The following is a 15,272-nucleotide window of genomic DNA, read 5'->3' on the forward strand; positions in this document are numbered from 1 at the left end:
AGAGTCCAAAGTGAAGTCATTATTACGAAAAAAACCGCTTAGTACTGAATCACCACGGCAGTTAGAGAGAACATTAACTGCACTTGATTTAACTTTTTTAGGAATTGGCGCCGTAATTGGGACAGGGATCTTTGTATTAACAGGTATTGTCGCAGCAAAACATTCTGGCCCTGGTATTATGCTATCATTCCTTATTGCTGCATTTACTTGTGCTTGTGTAGCCTTTTGTTATGCCGAATTCGCTTCTTCTATACCAGTCTCAGGCAGTGTTTACACTTATGCATACATGACTGTCGGAGAAGTTGTCGCCTTTATCGTTGGTTGGTGTTTAATGCTCGAATATTTACTTGCCGTCGCAGCAGTAGCTGTCGGTTGGTCTGGTTATTTACAATCTTTACTACAAGGATTTAACATCCATCTGCCCGCCATAATAGCCTCGGCCCCTGGTACAGGAAAAGGTGGTCTCATTGATTTACCAGCTGTTTGTATTTTACTTCTCATTACTGGGCTTTTAAGTTTTGGTATACGCGAAAGCGCACGCATTAATAATATTATGGTCCTTATAAAATTAGCAGTTATTATCGCCTTTATCGTAGCAGGTGCAAAATATGTAAAGCCTGAAAATTGGACACCGTTCATTCCATTCGGGTACGACGGTATTATTACCGGAGCTGCCACTGTCTTCTTCGCCTTTTTAGGTTTTGATGCAATCGCAACCGCGGCAGAAGAAACGAAAAAACCGCAGCGTGATTTACCAATTGGCATTATCGGTTCCCTTCTTATTTGTACAGTTTTATACATGATCGTATCTTTCGTTTTAACAGGCATGGTTCCTTACACGCAATTAGACGTGTCTGATCCAGTTGCATTTGCACTACATTTCGTTGGTGAAGATACTATTGCGGGGCTACTTGCAGTTGGTGCGATGACAGGAATGACAACCGTTCTTTTAGTCGTTATGTATGGACAAGTTCGTGTTTCTTATGCAATGAGCCGAGACGGCTTACTCCCAAAAGCTTTATCACGCGTAAATAAAAAAGTAAAAATCCCTTTATTAAACACATGGATTACTGGAGTATTTGCAGCTTTATTAGCAGGACTTTTAGACTTACATTTACTAGCGAATTTAGTAAACATCGGTACGTTAACAGCCTTCACATTCGTTTGCTTTGCTGTACTTATTTTACGTAAAACTCATCCTGATTTAAAACGAGGCTTTCGTACACCTCTCGTACCTGCATTACCAATTGTCGCTATTCTTTGTTGTTTATATTTAATGATGAATTTGTCCAAAACAACATGGATCAGTTTTGCAATTTGGCTTATAGTCGGTTTATGCGTCTACTTCTTCTACTCTAGAAAACATAGTCATTTAGCTACTAAAAAAACAAGCGATGAGAAGAAAAAAGCATAACAAAATAGCTCGCCTATAATAAAGGCGGGCTATTTTCATGTTCTATTATGTTGTTTAGTTAACGATTGTAAACTGACAAGTATGCGATGCAAGTTAATGCAATAAGCGTTAACTTTTGCATGCTTATTTCTCCTTACTTCTTCTCTTTCTTTTTCTTTCTCCACGCGTTTACACTATCAAAGAAAAAGTTAATAAATAGCGTCCCTAATCCCGCTAATAAAAATGTCATTAGAAATAGAACCCATATACTTTTATCTTTTAATAAATAATATCCTACAAGGAGCACAACCGCGATCCATACATATTCAAGAATTCTTTTTAGCTTTTTCTCTTCCAAATTATTCGCTCCCTTTTCTATACTACTTTTAGTATAACAAAAAAGAAGCCCATCATGATAAGCTTCTTTTTCTTATACCTTATTTGTTGATGCTTTTTTCAACAAGTGAAATAGCATGCTCTAACGTACGATTCATTGATTCCACATACTCATCTTTTACATTTTTATCTTTTAACACAGATTCTGCAACTGTGATTTTTTGACTTAATGATTTAACAGAACCGTCTGTTACATTTCCATCTTGCGCTTTCTTTACTAAAGCTTTTGCAGATTCAATATTCACTTGTAATTTTTCTTTCGGTGTTTTTGGCTGTTCTTCTGCTACCTTTGATTGGACAAATGTTTGGTTTGCTGTTTTTAATTCATTATACGTTTGAATAATTTGTTCTCCTGTACTTGCTATATTCTCAAACACTTTCTTTGCATTGTCATAGCTTCTTTGTAATTCGTTAAAAGCTGCTTGTGAATACTGACCTGGCTTTTCACCAAATTCATAAGTACCAGCTAACACTTCTTTCACTTTTCCACTCTCTTCATATAACGCATTTACTTGCTCTAATTTTGTACGAGTAGAAAACTCATTATATGCCGCTACTACTTCTGAAGAACTTAATGCTTTACTATATAATTTTGCGAGTGCAATTTGTCCATTTAACGGAATACCACCATTTCCGTTGCTATCAGGATCCGCACCAAGTGCGAATGGTACGTTCGGGTGATATACTTTCCCTTGAGCTGGCTGACTATTTACTTTTTTACCATCTACATAAATTGCTACTTCACTGCCGTTATACGTTCCTGTTAAATGATACGTTTTGTTTGCTTCTAATTGAACGCCCACACGTTTATAGCTTCCGCCAATATGAGCCCATAATTCTACATAGCCACTTCCTGTAGACTCAAAACCAATTCCACCACTCTCTGTATTTTGCAAAATACCTTGTCCGCGAATTTCATTCATTGAAAATACAGTTTCTAACGTAAATGAATTTGCTACTTTTTCTTTTTGTGCTGCTGAAAATGGAAGATACCCAAATGTATTTGCTTTTCCATTTAATTTCATTACATTTGTTTTCAACGCTTTATCATATTCAATAGATACATTCCCTTTCACATCACCTTTTGTTCCAAACGGTGAGTTATCTTTAAATGTACCATCTAAGAAATTCACATCAAAAACGTCTGCCTTTGGCACTTTTACATTCGGATCGATATTATCTTTTTTCGTTGTAATTTCTGCAGTTAATGGCTGCGCGCTCTCATTTCCAAACGAATCAATCGCAACTACTTCAAGTGTATATGCTTTCCCGCCATCTAATCCTGCAAGTGTAAATGTAAGTTCTTTTGGAACTGGATCACGATAAAACTCTGAGAATGCTAACAATTTATTCTTTATTTCTCCAGTTTGCTTATCTCTAGCTTGTACACGATAAGAATGAACAAGAAGGTTGTCCAATGCTTGCTGGAATGTTACTGTTGCTGCATTTTCTGTTACATTTGATACAGCAAGCTTTGCATCTTTTGCAAAGTATGGTTTTTCTTTATCACGATCTTCTACATGAGTAAATGTTTCTTTCTTTGATGGTAATTTAATTTTCCAAGGTTCACCTGTCCAAGAATTCGTATGGAAGTCGCGGCGATTAATCGTTACTTCTTTATCATCCACTTCTACTAATAAACCTTGACTTAATGTACTAGCTCCTGGCGGGATATTCCCTTGTACTTTACCACCTTCAACTTCCATATAACTTACAGAAGATGTACCAACTGATGTAAAGTCTTTTTGATGAATCGATCTTGGATCATCTAACGGATAATGAGAATGACCAGAAAACGTAATAACTTGTGGATATTCTTTTAATACCGCATTAATTTTCGCACTATCTTGCGTTCCCCATTCTTGGCTACCGTATACTGTATCTTTAATATGTTGGTGTAAAAATACGAAAATCGGTTTTTCCGGATCATCTTTTTGTGCCTTTGCCATTTCTTCTTTTAACCAATTAATTTGCTTGTCCGAATAATAGCCATGTGTTGTTCCATTCTCTGGAGACATAACAAGGAAATGATACCCCTTTACCACCTTATGATAATAAATCGATTCCATTCCTGTCTTTTCTAAAAAACGCTTCTGCGCTCCCTCTTCAGATAAACCGTTCCAATAATCATGATTACCAAGAGAATTCATTCGTACCGCATCTTTATTTGCATTTTCGTTATACACTTGCATGAAACGATCATATTGTTGCAGCGATCCTGAATCTGTGAAATCACCTACAATAACAAATGCATCTTGCTTTGGGGCAAGTGTATTAAACTGCTCAATCGCTCGTTTCCAGCGAAATGTATCATCTGTTCCACTATTCTTAATATGCACATCACTTACCACTGGGAAAACGATTTTCTTCTCACTTGGTGCCTTTTCTTGCTTTTTCTCTTCCGCTTTAACCGACGTACTCCACGGTAATGATACAAATGCCAATACAAACACCATTAATAATCCAATAAGACCTTTTACTTTTCGTAAAGCAGTTCTTTCCACGTAAATCCTCCTCATATAATGAATTAATTACAATAGTTATTGTACCGAGCACATATTAACTTCGTTTAAACTAAAAATGAAATTTGCTTAAATTTTGTAAATATACAGTCATTTTTATGTAAAATGCCACATTTACAAGAAACAAGCAATTGTTGTCTAATAGACAACTAATTTTTTTCTATAAAAAACTATTACGAGGCATGAGCCTACGAAACTATCACGATTTTATTTTTTTTGTCCATTCTTAACACATCGGCCATGCTGTTACATTTAATAATAGTAAACACCATTTCAAAAGGAGGGGAGCCTATTGAAACCCCATAAAAATATTGGTTGCTTTGCTCCTTTATCTATCATCTGTCAACCGACATGCCCTTGCCCTTGCCCTCCAATTCCACCACCTCCTGCATGCGATGCTGAACTTGTTACAAATGAATTCGCCGGCAATATCTTTATCTCGAATGATTTTATTCCAGTTTCTCAAAGGCAACTAAAACAAACCTATCAAACATTAAAACTTTGGGAATCCGATGGAGTTATTTCAGTTTCAGGCACTACATCTGTATATAACAATAGAAACAGTACAAATGCTTTATTCGTGCAAATAGTAGGCAATAATATAAGTACTTTCACCGTTCTACCAGGGAATACATTTTCATACACAGGATCTAATTTACAATCTGTTTCAATAATAGATATTCCAACAGATCCTTCTATTTATATAGAAGGACGCTACTGTATCCAACTCACTTATTGCAAATCAAAGCGAGATTGCATATGATTACATTATTTTTGTCTACAAACAACCATTACTTTTGTAAAATATCCAAAAGTTCACCAAAAAACGTGCAAACTACGAAATAGTTTGCACGTTTTTTATTTATATATTAGATTATATTATGATAAAGCATAACGAATCGTCATACAAAATTCCCCAGTTTCAGCTGCTGCTGTTCCAAGAATTGTAACAGTATCAAAACGACGAACTGTAAAAGATGCGCTACTTCCAACAGCTACAACAATCGTTTCCAATGCAGTCCCTGCTATACCACCAGTATAAAACACAAGTGTAACAGGTCCAGTACCAGTATCTACTTTCAAATACCCAGATGCATAAATATCTTGAGCGATATTATCTGCATAAATTACTTCAGCTGCTGCTGATGCAGTCCAATCAATACAAACTTTATCTTGAACAATCGTTTTTTGTGAATTTGCACAGCATGAAAGATTAGTACTACAATTCCCCATCTTATTTTCCCCTCTCTATGAAATTAAATAACGTGTAGTAATACAAAACTCTCCTTGATAAGTTCCTAGTGGAGTAGCTGGTGTTGTAATTTGAATAATATTAAAACGACGGAACGTAAACGCAATACTTGTTCCTTCAGAAACGGTAAATGTTTGAATCGTTCCTCCGCCCGAATCGAGCACTGCCACTGTAATTTGGTTTGCAGGGCTCACACCCGGCCCGACATCGTAAGTTAAATAACCTGTTCCAACGATATTTTGATTCACATTATTCGCATACACAGTAAATGTACTAGCAGCGGCACTAGACCATGAATTACATACTTTATCTTGGACGAAGTTACTGCTATTATCCGAACAACACGTTAAAACTGTTCCTGAGCACTCACAAGCCATAGTCTTTCCCCTCTCTCTTTGTTATTCCTTATATGTGTATGTCCCTCAGAGTCTTTTGCCTGTACTATTCATCTATTTTCAAAAAATATGCAAATTCCATTACCAATGACTAGATAGATTCCGATCTGTTTCGTTTTTTCATAAATTTATAGATTAAAATACCACCTACAATAATAAGAACGACCGCTAATATCGGTAGCATATATTGTCCAACAACACCCGCTGCTTTTTCCCAATGCGGACCTAATTTCATTCCAAAATAAATATACAAAGTCGTTAATGGAAACATTGCTACAAATGTATATATGCTAAATTTCCATATGTTCATTTTCGCCATACCACATGGAACGGAAATAAGCGTTCGAACTCCCGGGATGAAGCGTCCTAAAAATGCTACAACCGGCCCATATTTCTCAAAGAAATCATCTGCTTTTTGAATTTGTTCTTCTTTAATGAAGAAGTATTTCCCGTATTTTATTAATAGAGGACGACCACCGTAATAACCTAGTGCGTATAACGTTAATGGTCCTGTCGTTCCCCCTAGTGTTCCAGCTAATACAGCTAACCAAAAATTCATATCCCCCTCGTATACCCAATATCCAACCATGGGCAAAACTACTTCTGCTGGAATAAATTCAAACGTTAATGCTAACACAACTCCAAAATAAGAAAACTGCTTTAAAAACTCGATTATATCTAAAATAATTTGCTCCATATTTTCAACTCCTATCCTACGTTTACGTTATGCTTTTCCTGCAATTGCACTGGCGCCATTTTTACAATTCGATTTAAAATAAATAACACAATTCCAATATCATCTAAAATACCGATAAACGGTAAGAAGTCTGGAATTAAATCGAGCGGCATCGCTACATAACCAACTAAAAAAGCAATAGATAAGATTTTCTTCTTTATTGAAACCTCTTTTGAAGTAAAAAAGTCAAATAGAAATGGAACAAAACGACGGACATGAAATACAACTCTTAATCTACTAATAAGTTTTTTCATTTTTATTTCTCCTCTCTTTGTATACAAAAAGGACCCTACCAAATATGGTAAGGGTCCTAAAAAAGACAAGAAGGGGCCTTTACCATTGCTGGTAAAGGTCTCACTAACAACGGAACGTTGCCAATAAAGCCGAGGGTTTCTCCCTGTAATGACGACTTTACTGTAATAAGTTACTCCCCTTTATATACACAATTTTATACAATCACATTAAAATATTTGGAGGGGCTTGTCAATATTTTTTTCATTCGCCATTCAGATTATTACATTGTAAAAGACTCTCTTCCCTGTTCTCTATTGAAAGGAATTGGAGTGTATAACCATCTGGATCATGAAATATTATTCTAACTTCTTCACCGCGACGCTCTTCTACAAATGATATTTGATAAAACACTAACTTTTTCTTTAACCGCTCGATATTTGTAGTTTTTAACAATAGGTCCTTCACTGATGATATAACAGTCTCTCTATGTTCTCCCAGCCCCCTGTTTACAACAAAACAAATTCTCGTTGAACCGATATCATACCACACACCTGTTACACGTATTTGTGGCCTCTCCTTGCTCGGTTTAAACCCTAGAATTCCTTCATAAAAATATAATGTTTCCTTTAAGTTTTTAGATTCTAAGACAATACATGTTGTAACACTTTCCATCCGCACTCCCCCTGCCCCTTTTAGTTTTCTATATGAGTCATAATTTGCAATTATGTACGAATACAATACGTAGTGACGAATATTTCATTTATAAAGGAGGCGTGTAACATGGATGAATTTATGAAATCCTACATACCTTTTCATGGCCCAAACGATCCTTGCCCTCCAATTGGAAAGAAATATTACTCAACTCCCCCACACCTATTTATAGGCTTTCAACCACCTAACTTACCCCAATTCCCACCAAAAGAAGCTTTAAGAAAAGGGACTTTATGGCCTGCTTTTTATGATTTTTATGAAAATCCTCACAAAAAAGGACGGTGAATAAAAACGTGACACAAACATTGCCTGATGAATATTACAAATGGATTGAAGAACTACAAGAACTAGACTTTGTATTAGTTGAACTTACCCTCTATTTAGATACGCACCCCGACGATACTGCAGCTATAAATCAATTCAACGATTTCTCCTATAAACGAAGAGTATTACAACAAAAAATTGAAGAAAAATACGGACCACTTCAGCAGTTCGGAAATAGTTATTCTAACGCTCCATGGCAATGGAGCCAAGGACCGTGGCCATGGCAAATATAAAATGAAACTTTAATCAAGTGGAGTTTACGGGCAGCAAATAGCAGGATAAAGGAGAGAAACTATGTGGATTTATGAAAAAAAATTACAATATCCAGTTAAAGTGAGTACTTGTAATCCAGCACTCGCCAAATTATTAGTTGAACAATATGGCGGTGCGGACGGCGAACTGGCTGCTGCTCTTCGCTACTTAAATCAACGTTATACAATTCCTGACAAAGTCGTTGGCTTACTAACCGATATCGGTACAGAAGAGTTCGCCCATTTAGAAATGATTGCTACAATGATTTATAAATTAACGAAAGGTGCGACACCAGCACAAATGAAAGCTGCTGGATTAGACGCACAATATGCTAATCACGATAGCGCTTTGTTTTATCATAATGCTGGTGGCGTTCCTTTTACTGCTACTTATATTCAAGCAAAAGGAGACCCTATCGCAGATTTATATGAAGATATTGCCGCTGAAGAGAAAGCACGAGCAACTTATCAATGGCTAATTGATTTATCTGACGACCCCGACATAAACGACAGCTTGCGCTTTTTACGCGAACGAGAAATTGTCCATTCACAACGTTTCCGAGAAGCGGTTGAAATTTTAAAAGACGAACGTGATAAAAAGATTTTCTTTTAACACACATATCGTAACGATATGTGTTTTTTTATATTTAAAGTTAAATCCTTCCTAATTAACATATAAATAGTATATTTATTCAATTTAATGCATTATTTTTTAATATTTATAAAATTCCCTCTTGCTTTATAGTCATCAGACCTTTAAAATAATAACAGTTACTCGACAAATTATTTGAATTTTCGACAAAAACACTCATTAGGAGGATTTTCTTTATATGCGTACAACTTTAAAACCAGCGCAAATACTTTCGATTAGTTTACTACTATTCGCGGTTTTCTTCGGTGCTGGTAATATGATTTTTCCGCCCCTTCTCGGTCTTTCTTCCGGAGAGAATATGTGGGTTTCCATTACAGGATTTATTATTACAGACGTCGGTTTATCTTTACTAGCTATCGTCGCTGTTGCCCTTGCTGGTGGTAGCTTTAACACTTTAGCGAGCCGTGTTCATCCAAAATTCGCAGCAATATTCGCCATCATTATTTATCTTTCAATCGGCCCACTATTTGTTATTCCACGAACTGGATCTGTATCTTATGAAATTGGAATCGCACCACTTTTCCCAGATCAATGGTACTCTATGTTAATCTTTAGTGCGATTTTCTTTACAGTCGTCTACTTCTTATCATTAAATCCATCCAAATTAGTAGATCATATCGGTAAAATATTAACGCCAATTTTACTTGGAATTATTGCAATTATGGCAACAAAAGCGATTCTTTCACCAGGATCATTTGCAGAACCTATCGGTGACTATAAAGAAATTCCATTTTTCAAAGGATTTCTTGAAGGATTTTTAACGTTAGATGCAATCGGAGCACTCGTATTATCAACGATTGTTGTAAATGCAATTCGTCAAAACGGTATACAAGATAAGAAATCCATTGCGAAATATACAATTATTTGCGGAAGCATTGCGGCCCTGTTCTTAACAATTGTTTACTTCTTACTCGGTTATATCGGCGCTTCAAACGGGAACTTAGGACAATTCGAAAACGGTGGTCAACTATTAGCTACTGTTATGTACCAATTCTTTGGGACAAGCGGTAATGTTTTATTAAGTATCGCAATTATAGCCGCTTGTTTAACGACAGCAATTGGTGTTGTAAGTGCATTCGCTAACTATTTCACAACAGTATTAACAAATGTTTCATACAAGAAGCTTGTACTATACGTTTGTATTTTTAGTTTCGTTATTTCAAACTTAGGTTTAAGTTTATTAATCAAAATTACATTACCCGTATTAATTATTTTATATCCAATTACAATCATTTTAATTTTCGTATCCTTTATTGATAAATATACGAAACGTAAACCTTCTGTCTATATCGGAGCAATGATTGCGGCCTTCCTTATTAGCTGTATTCATGCACTTGATAATGTGGGAATGATACCAAGTTTTATCGCTAATATCGTACACGCAATTCCTTTTTATGAATTAGGTATTGGCTGGATTGTTCCAGCAATAATTGGTGGTATAGTCGGATACTTTATTCCGCAAACAGAAACTGAAGGTGAAGTTTCTACGAAATAACGAAAAGAAGCGAGCATGAAAAATTGCTCGCTTCTTTTTTATTTTCTATCGCTGAATACGGTATTTGTGTACGATCGAACCGTTAACATATAGTAACTAAAGTAAATCATGATATACACTCCTATACTACCTAGTAACGGAAGACTATATTCGAACATTCCTGTAAAGCCCATCAAACTTAAAAATGCAAAGAATGTATGACAAATCGCAAGCAGTAATGGTATTACAAAAATCGCTCCTACTTGTTTTCTTACAGACTCTGTTGCTTCCCTTTTCGTTAATCCAATTTTCTTTAACATGCCGTATGCCGGTCGCTCTGCCATCGCTTCTGTTATTTGTTTAAAGTATAAAATACATCCAGTAGCAAGAATAAAGACAATCCCTAAAAATATACTTGCAAATAATAATACTGCACCATCTTGCAATTCAGATTCGCTCGCCTCTTCAAAGGATTGGAATTTTGCTTCCTTAGATAGGATAGTCCCTAACTCTTTCGTTAGCTCTCTACTACCGTTTCCTTCAACGATAAATCCGCTAACTGTTGAAACAGCATTTCCTTGCTGCAGCTTATTAAATAACGAATCTTGAACAACAAGTCCAACCGGTGCAAGTTTCGCACTCACAATTGTTTCCTCACGATGATCAACGATTGTTATACTATTCTTCATCCCTTCGAAGGATACGTCGTTTCCTTCAAGCGAATTCTTTTCTATGTTATATGATTTATACGGATCTAATAAAACAACTTCCTTTTCAGAACCTAGAATGACTTGTTTATTACCTAACATAGAAGCTGATTTATTATAATCCGACACTTTTATAACTTGTACATTACCATTCCCTATTAAATATCCTGTTAATATTTGTTCTCCCTCTATCTTTCCTTGCATAGAGAGCATAGCTACAGACGTTTCATTTTTGATTCCTAACTCATGTTTTTGAATTTCTTTTCTAACTTTCTTATCTAACTCCTTTCCAGTTGTTACATACTCATAACTAACTGGATTCATTAATGTCGCCGTTTTCTGCGCTCCATAATACATACTAGAACTAATTCCAATTGTACATAGTGTCACTGCACTTAATAAAGATAATAGCGCAAGCATCTTTACATTTCCTTTTATTCTGAAGAACAATGAAGAAATTGATAAAATGTTCGTTCCATTCCAATATTTCGTTTTATCTCCCTTTATTTTATGGAGTGATTTCACTGTATACTGCTCAAATAGTAAAAACGTACCTTTTACAATACACCCAAAAATAAGTAGACCTGTAATAAAGATTGCTCCCAATCCAAAAACTTGTGTGAGTAACGCAATTATATAACCTGTAATTAATAAAACAATCGCTCGTTTTGCCTTCTTACTTGAATACGTAGGTGCCTCTTCTTTCTGATTTTCACCATATAGTAATTCAACTAAACGCTGCTCATAAATTAACTTTTTACTTTTCCATGATGCAATAAAGAAAATCGTACCTATCGTTATAAGGACTTCTACTATAGATAAAAATGAAATCGTAAATGTAAAAGTAAACGCACTTCCCATTAATTTCACAAGAAGCCCTGCACACATATTCGCTATAAATAAACCAGAAATAATACCTAATACACTTGCCGCAGCACCAACTAATAATGTTTCATAAAAGAGTAACTTAGCAATTTCCTCTTTACGAATTCCTAATAAACTGTATAGCGCAATTTCTTTTTTCTTCTTTCGCAAAAAGAAGCTATTACAATAAAAAATAAATATCGCCAAAAAGATAATCAACAATATTTGTGCAAACGTAAATGTCGTTTCCACCTTATCTGACTCTTTTAAAAGAGCTACTACACTTTCATTTCGTTTAATCGATACGAATGTAAAATAAATAATAATGCTGCCTACTAATGAAATAAAGTATAGAAAATAATCTTTAATATTTCGCTTTATACTACGTTTTGATACTTCTAAAAAATCCATCGTATACCTTCACCTGCTCTCACATTTCTCTATACATGAAGTGTATACGAATTTGTATTTTTCCCCTATCGATTTTCATTACATCTCTCTTACGATATTGTAATATAACAAAATAAAAGAACCTAGTTTCCTAGGCTCTTCACATCGTATGTTTAAAAGTAAATAACTCTTCTTTTGACTGCACAGCAGGTTGTTCTTCTTCTACAACTTCCTTCTTCCTCTCTCCCCCGAACCTTACTTTCATCATCGCCTCTTCTATACTTTTTACAATCATATTTCCCGAAAAAATAGTAAGTCCAAAAAATGTAATTGGAACGAGAGGAATCCATGGATGCACTGTTAATGATCTAAAGTAAACTCCTATTAAACCTGACCATTCATGTGTGTAAGAGTCTACTTCTTCTACCGGTCCTAAAAACTTAACAGTTCCTCCAAAGAACACTTCCAGTAACCCTAAGTGCAGTAAAATAGTAAGAGTCTGCGTAAACTGTTGAAGAAATACGAGTATAAACGTCATATAGAGATGCGGGAAAAGATGCTTTATAACAATATGTCTTCTTGATCCGCCTAATATGCGCGCGGCATCAATAAATTCTTCCGTTTGTAATTTACGAACTTCCTTCGCAACATACAGTGCAATAACTGGCATCGCAAGCATTACAAGTAATACAACTTGAAACGAAGCCCGTTCAAAAAAAGTTGTTGTTTCCTCTCCACTTCCAAATGTATTTACAGATTGAAGAAAGAAATACGCAATCATAACTGTCGGAATAACTGTGAAACTATCAAAAAAAGCCTCAATCTTCGAAAAGCCTCTTTTTATATATGTTCCGAGTACAACACCGAAAAACACACCTATTACCATTCTAAGTGCCGCAATTAAAATAGATATACCAATCGTCCACTTCGCGCCCTCAATGACTAAATGTAAAAGGTCATATCCTTTCCGGTCTGTCCCGAGTAAAAATTGTAATGAAGGTGAAAACGGTGGTACTTCTGGATTTCCGGCCGCATCATATTGCAGTGTAACTTGTCTAATGTGCCCACCATTCCATATCGTATTTCCGATGCTCAAAAGAACTAATATGAGAAGAAATCCAATGCTTATCCAAAACCTTTTATCACGTTTTATATACGTCCACATATTATAATCTCTCCTTCATCGCAGCTGGAATGAGATAATGAAACAATTTAAATAAAATAAAAATCGGAATATAAATAAGCAGCACACTAACGATGAAAACCTCAACTCTAATACCCTCATACGATTTCAAAAACATAAAAATACCACCCGTATTAAAAATCCATTCTATAATATATAAATTGGATAACATAAAAAAAACATTCGTTTTCGCAAAGAAGAGTGTACTAAGCAACACATTTCGTAAAATATGACGATTTAAAATATGAAAGCGATTCAGCCCTTTCGCCTTAGCAAATAATACATAATCTTTTTCTAGCTCATTTTCAAAACGAAGCACTAACATTTTTACGAACAGAATCGTAGTCGGTATACTCAAACAAAATATCGGCAATCCTCTAATCGACTCGCCTCCAATTGCCGCAATTTGAAAGGGTAAAAAACCTGTTTGTTTAAAAAACCATATAACTAAAATTTGTGATCCTAAAATAAGAAGAATGTCTGGAATGGATTCTAGGAAGATGAGAAATGATTTAATGCGATGTTGTATACGCGGTGAACTACTCATAATCACATAAACAATACAAAATGCTACAAATAATGAAATGAAAAAAGCAGCTAAAAATATAACAATCGTTTCTTTATAATGGACAAACAACTGCGGAAATAAAAATTTATCTCCCACATATTTAAAATTGGAGATGTCCATTAAATTCACAAATATTTCTTTTAAACTCTTTATGTACGTTGATGCACGCAGCTCAAATCCATAAAATAACTTCGGCAGTGCCCCTAAACAAATAATACCCAAAATCGAAATAATAAATTGAATCGTCACTTCCATCCCATTCAGAAAAACTTTTTTGACCACGTTTTCCCTTCTCTCTATATGTAATTTACCCTCTAATTTTATTCTTAATTTTCTGAATTGTAAATATTTATAAAATAAAAAATCACTAGGTTATGATCCTAGTGATTCTTTATGCGCATGCTCTTCTCTTTTCACAAACGGCATATACAAAATAAAACATCCCGTAAGCGCAGCTATTTCTAATGAAATGATATAGTAAGGATGCGGCCCTAACATATCGAGTAATGAAGCAGTTTCTGGCTTATGAGCTAAAAACATATAATTACCGCCTGTTTTGTAATTCACAAACGAAACAATTGGAATTACTATGTTTAAAAATATCATCGTACGTTTAATAGATTGCAAGGTTGGTCTATATCCTTCTACCCACGTCATAAAGAGTGGTGCCCAAATGAGTAATACATGTGCAATGAAGAATTCTATAAAGCGAAAATGCGGAAAAGCATATTGCACGTTCGGCGTTAAAATGGCTTGCGCTGCACCGATAATTCCTGTAAAAAACACAATCTCATATATTCGATAGCTTTTCGTTACAATCATAATCGATGCTAACAATAAACTAATCGTACATAACTCAAATGGTAATGAAGTGCCTAGCTCAAAAATCCCAGCTTTCCATTCCCACATATGAAGTCCAATCTCACTTCCTATAAATAGAAATGCAATCGCATATCGAACCGTTATATTCCACTCACTTTGACGCAATAAATCTTGGTATTGATACAGAAAAAATATCCCCACCAACATAATAAATAATATAATGACATGTTGCCTCGAGTACGGAATAAATGGTTTTAATGGATGCGCACTAAAATAAGCTTCCATCTTCCTTCCTCCTCTCCTTCATACAATATTATTGTTAGAAAGAAACAACGAGTCAATTCATTTGCTTAAACTAGGACAACCTCTACCTTACATTTAGATATTCATACCTTACA

General features: G+C 35.2%; 17 protein-coding genes. 6 read left to right on the plus strand and 11 right to left on the minus strand.

Features of this window, described 5'->3' with window-relative positions:
- The first annotated feature begins 10 nt into the window (after nucleotides 1-10).
- Complete coding sequence (gene bcaP, locus SJY24_RS26265; RefSeq protein WP_377866747.1) at nucleotides 11-1,414, plus strand: branched-chain amino acid transporter BcaP; 1,404 nt, start codon at nucleotides 11-13, stop codon at nucleotides 1,412-1,414.
- Between the two features lie 133 nt (nucleotides 1,415-1,547).
- Here the strand turns inward: bcaP and SJY24_RS26270 are convergent, their stop codons facing one another.
- Both SJY24_RS26270 and SJY24_RS26275 read right to left on the minus strand, forming a co-directional pair.
- Nucleotides 1,548-1,751: a hypothetical protein gene (locus tag SJY24_RS26270; protein ID WP_000391507.1), complete on the minus strand. Its 204-nt coding sequence runs from the start codon at nucleotides 1,749-1,751 to the stop codon at nucleotides 1,548-1,550.
- 79 nt (nucleotides 1,752-1,830) lie between these two features.
- The gene (locus SJY24_RS26275; protein WP_377866748.1) at nucleotides 1,831-4,293 is read right to left on the minus strand and encodes a LamG-like jellyroll fold domain-containing protein; all 2,463 of its coding nucleotides are present in this window, start codon (nucleotides 4,291-4,293) and stop codon (nucleotides 1,831-1,833) included.
- 310 nt (nucleotides 4,294-4,603) lie between these two features.
- On the opposite strand from SJY24_RS26275, the gene SJY24_RS26280 reads away from it, so the two are divergent.
- Nucleotides 4,604-5,074, plus strand: a complete 471-nt coding sequence (locus tag SJY24_RS26280) for an S-Ena type endospore appendage (RefSeq protein ID WP_000802318.1) — start codon at nucleotides 4,604-4,606, stop codon at nucleotides 5,072-5,074.
- Nucleotides 5,075-5,190: 116 nt separating this feature from the next.
- On the opposite strand, the gene SJY24_RS26285 is transcribed toward SJY24_RS26280, so the two are convergent.
- The 5 genes from SJY24_RS26285 to SJY24_RS26305 form a co-directional block, all read right to left on the minus strand.
- Nucleotides 5,191-5,544, minus strand: coding sequence for a DUF3992 domain-containing protein (locus SJY24_RS26285; protein ID WP_377866749.1), 354 nt, complete (start codon nucleotides 5,542-5,544; stop codon nucleotides 5,191-5,193).
- A 15-nt stretch (nucleotides 5,545-5,559) separates the two neighbouring features.
- Complete coding sequence (locus SJY24_RS26290; RefSeq protein ID WP_098270871.1) at nucleotides 5,560-5,940, minus strand: DUF3992 domain-containing protein; 381 nt, start codon at nucleotides 5,938-5,940, stop codon at nucleotides 5,560-5,562.
- Nucleotides 5,941-6,049: 109 nt separating this feature from the next.
- Entirely contained in the window at nucleotides 6,050-6,655 is a 606-nt protein-coding gene (locus SJY24_RS26295; protein WP_002134575.1) for a DedA family protein, read from the minus strand.
- Nucleotides 6,656-6,666: 11 nt separating this feature from the next.
- Nucleotides 6,667-6,948, minus strand: coding sequence for a YkvA family protein (locus SJY24_RS26300; protein ID WP_000733844.1), 282 nt, complete (start codon nucleotides 6,946-6,948; stop codon nucleotides 6,667-6,669).
- A gap of 241 nt (nucleotides 6,949-7,189) precedes the next feature.
- Complete coding sequence (locus tag SJY24_RS26305; protein ID WP_377866750.1) at nucleotides 7,190-7,600, minus strand: VOC family protein; 411 nt, start codon at nucleotides 7,598-7,600, stop codon at nucleotides 7,190-7,192.
- A 108-nt stretch (nucleotides 7,601-7,708) separates the two neighbouring features.
- Between SJY24_RS26305 and SJY24_RS26310 the strand changes: the two genes are divergently transcribed.
- The 4 genes from SJY24_RS26310 (at nucleotide 7,709) to brnQ2 (ending at nucleotide 10,361) form a co-directional block, all read left to right on the plus strand.
- On the plus strand, nucleotides 7,709-7,924 hold the full coding sequence (locus SJY24_RS26310) for a spore coat associated protein CotJA (RefSeq protein ID WP_377866751.1): 216 nt from the start codon (nucleotides 7,709-7,711) through the stop codon (nucleotides 7,922-7,924).
- A gap of 8 nt (nucleotides 7,925-7,932) precedes the next feature.
- Nucleotides 7,933-8,196 carry a spore coat protein CotJB gene (locus SJY24_RS26315; protein ID WP_000194953.1) on the plus strand — a complete coding sequence of 88 codons (264 nt, stop codon included), beginning with the start codon at nucleotides 7,933-7,935 and terminating at the stop codon, nucleotides 8,194-8,196.
- Between the two features lie 61 nt (nucleotides 8,197-8,257).
- A complete protein-coding gene (cotJC, locus tag SJY24_RS26320; protein ID WP_377866752.1) occupies nucleotides 8,258-8,827 on the plus strand; it encodes a spore coat protein CotJC in 570 nt (189 codons plus the stop codon).
- A gap of 217 nt (nucleotides 8,828-9,044) precedes the next feature.
- Complete coding sequence (gene brnQ2 / locus SJY24_RS26325) at nucleotides 9,045-10,361, plus strand: branched-chain amino acid transport system II carrier protein BrnQ2 (protein ID WP_001260916.1); 1,317 nt, start codon at nucleotides 9,045-9,047, stop codon at nucleotides 10,359-10,361.
- Between the two features lie 38 nt (nucleotides 10,362-10,399).
- Here the strand turns inward: brnQ2 and SJY24_RS26330 are convergent, their stop codons facing one another.
- The 4 genes from SJY24_RS26330 to SJY24_RS26345 all read right to left on the minus strand — a co-directional run bounded on the left by SJY24_RS26330 (nucleotide 10,400) and on the right by SJY24_RS26345 (nucleotide 15,159).
- Nucleotides 10,400-12,322: an FtsX-like permease family protein gene (locus SJY24_RS26330; RefSeq protein ID WP_377866753.1), complete on the minus strand. Its 1,923-nt coding sequence runs from the start codon at nucleotides 12,320-12,322 to the stop codon at nucleotides 10,400-10,402.
- A 139-nt stretch (nucleotides 12,323-12,461) separates the two neighbouring features.
- Nucleotides 12,462-13,466, minus strand: a complete 1,005-nt coding sequence (locus SJY24_RS26335) for an ABC transporter permease (RefSeq protein WP_377866754.1) — start codon at nucleotides 13,464-13,466, stop codon at nucleotides 12,462-12,464.
- A gap of 1 nt (nucleotide 13,467) precedes the next feature.
- Nucleotides 13,468-14,334 (minus strand): ABC transporter permease subunit, encoded by an 867-nt coding sequence (locus SJY24_RS26340; protein WP_377866755.1) that lies wholly within the window; start codon nucleotides 14,332-14,334, stop codon nucleotides 13,468-13,470.
- A 90-nt stretch (nucleotides 14,335-14,424) separates the two neighbouring features.
- A complete protein-coding gene (locus SJY24_RS26345; protein ID WP_377866756.1) occupies nucleotides 14,425-15,159 on the minus strand; it encodes a YwaF family protein in 735 nt (244 codons plus the stop codon).
- Nucleotides 15,160-15,272: the final 113 nt, after the last annotated feature.

The organism is Bacillus sp. R86525 (assembly GCF_042466195.1).
Classification (GTDB): Bacteria; Bacillota; Bacilli; order Bacillales; family Bacillaceae_G; genus Bacillus_A; species Bacillus_A nitratireducens.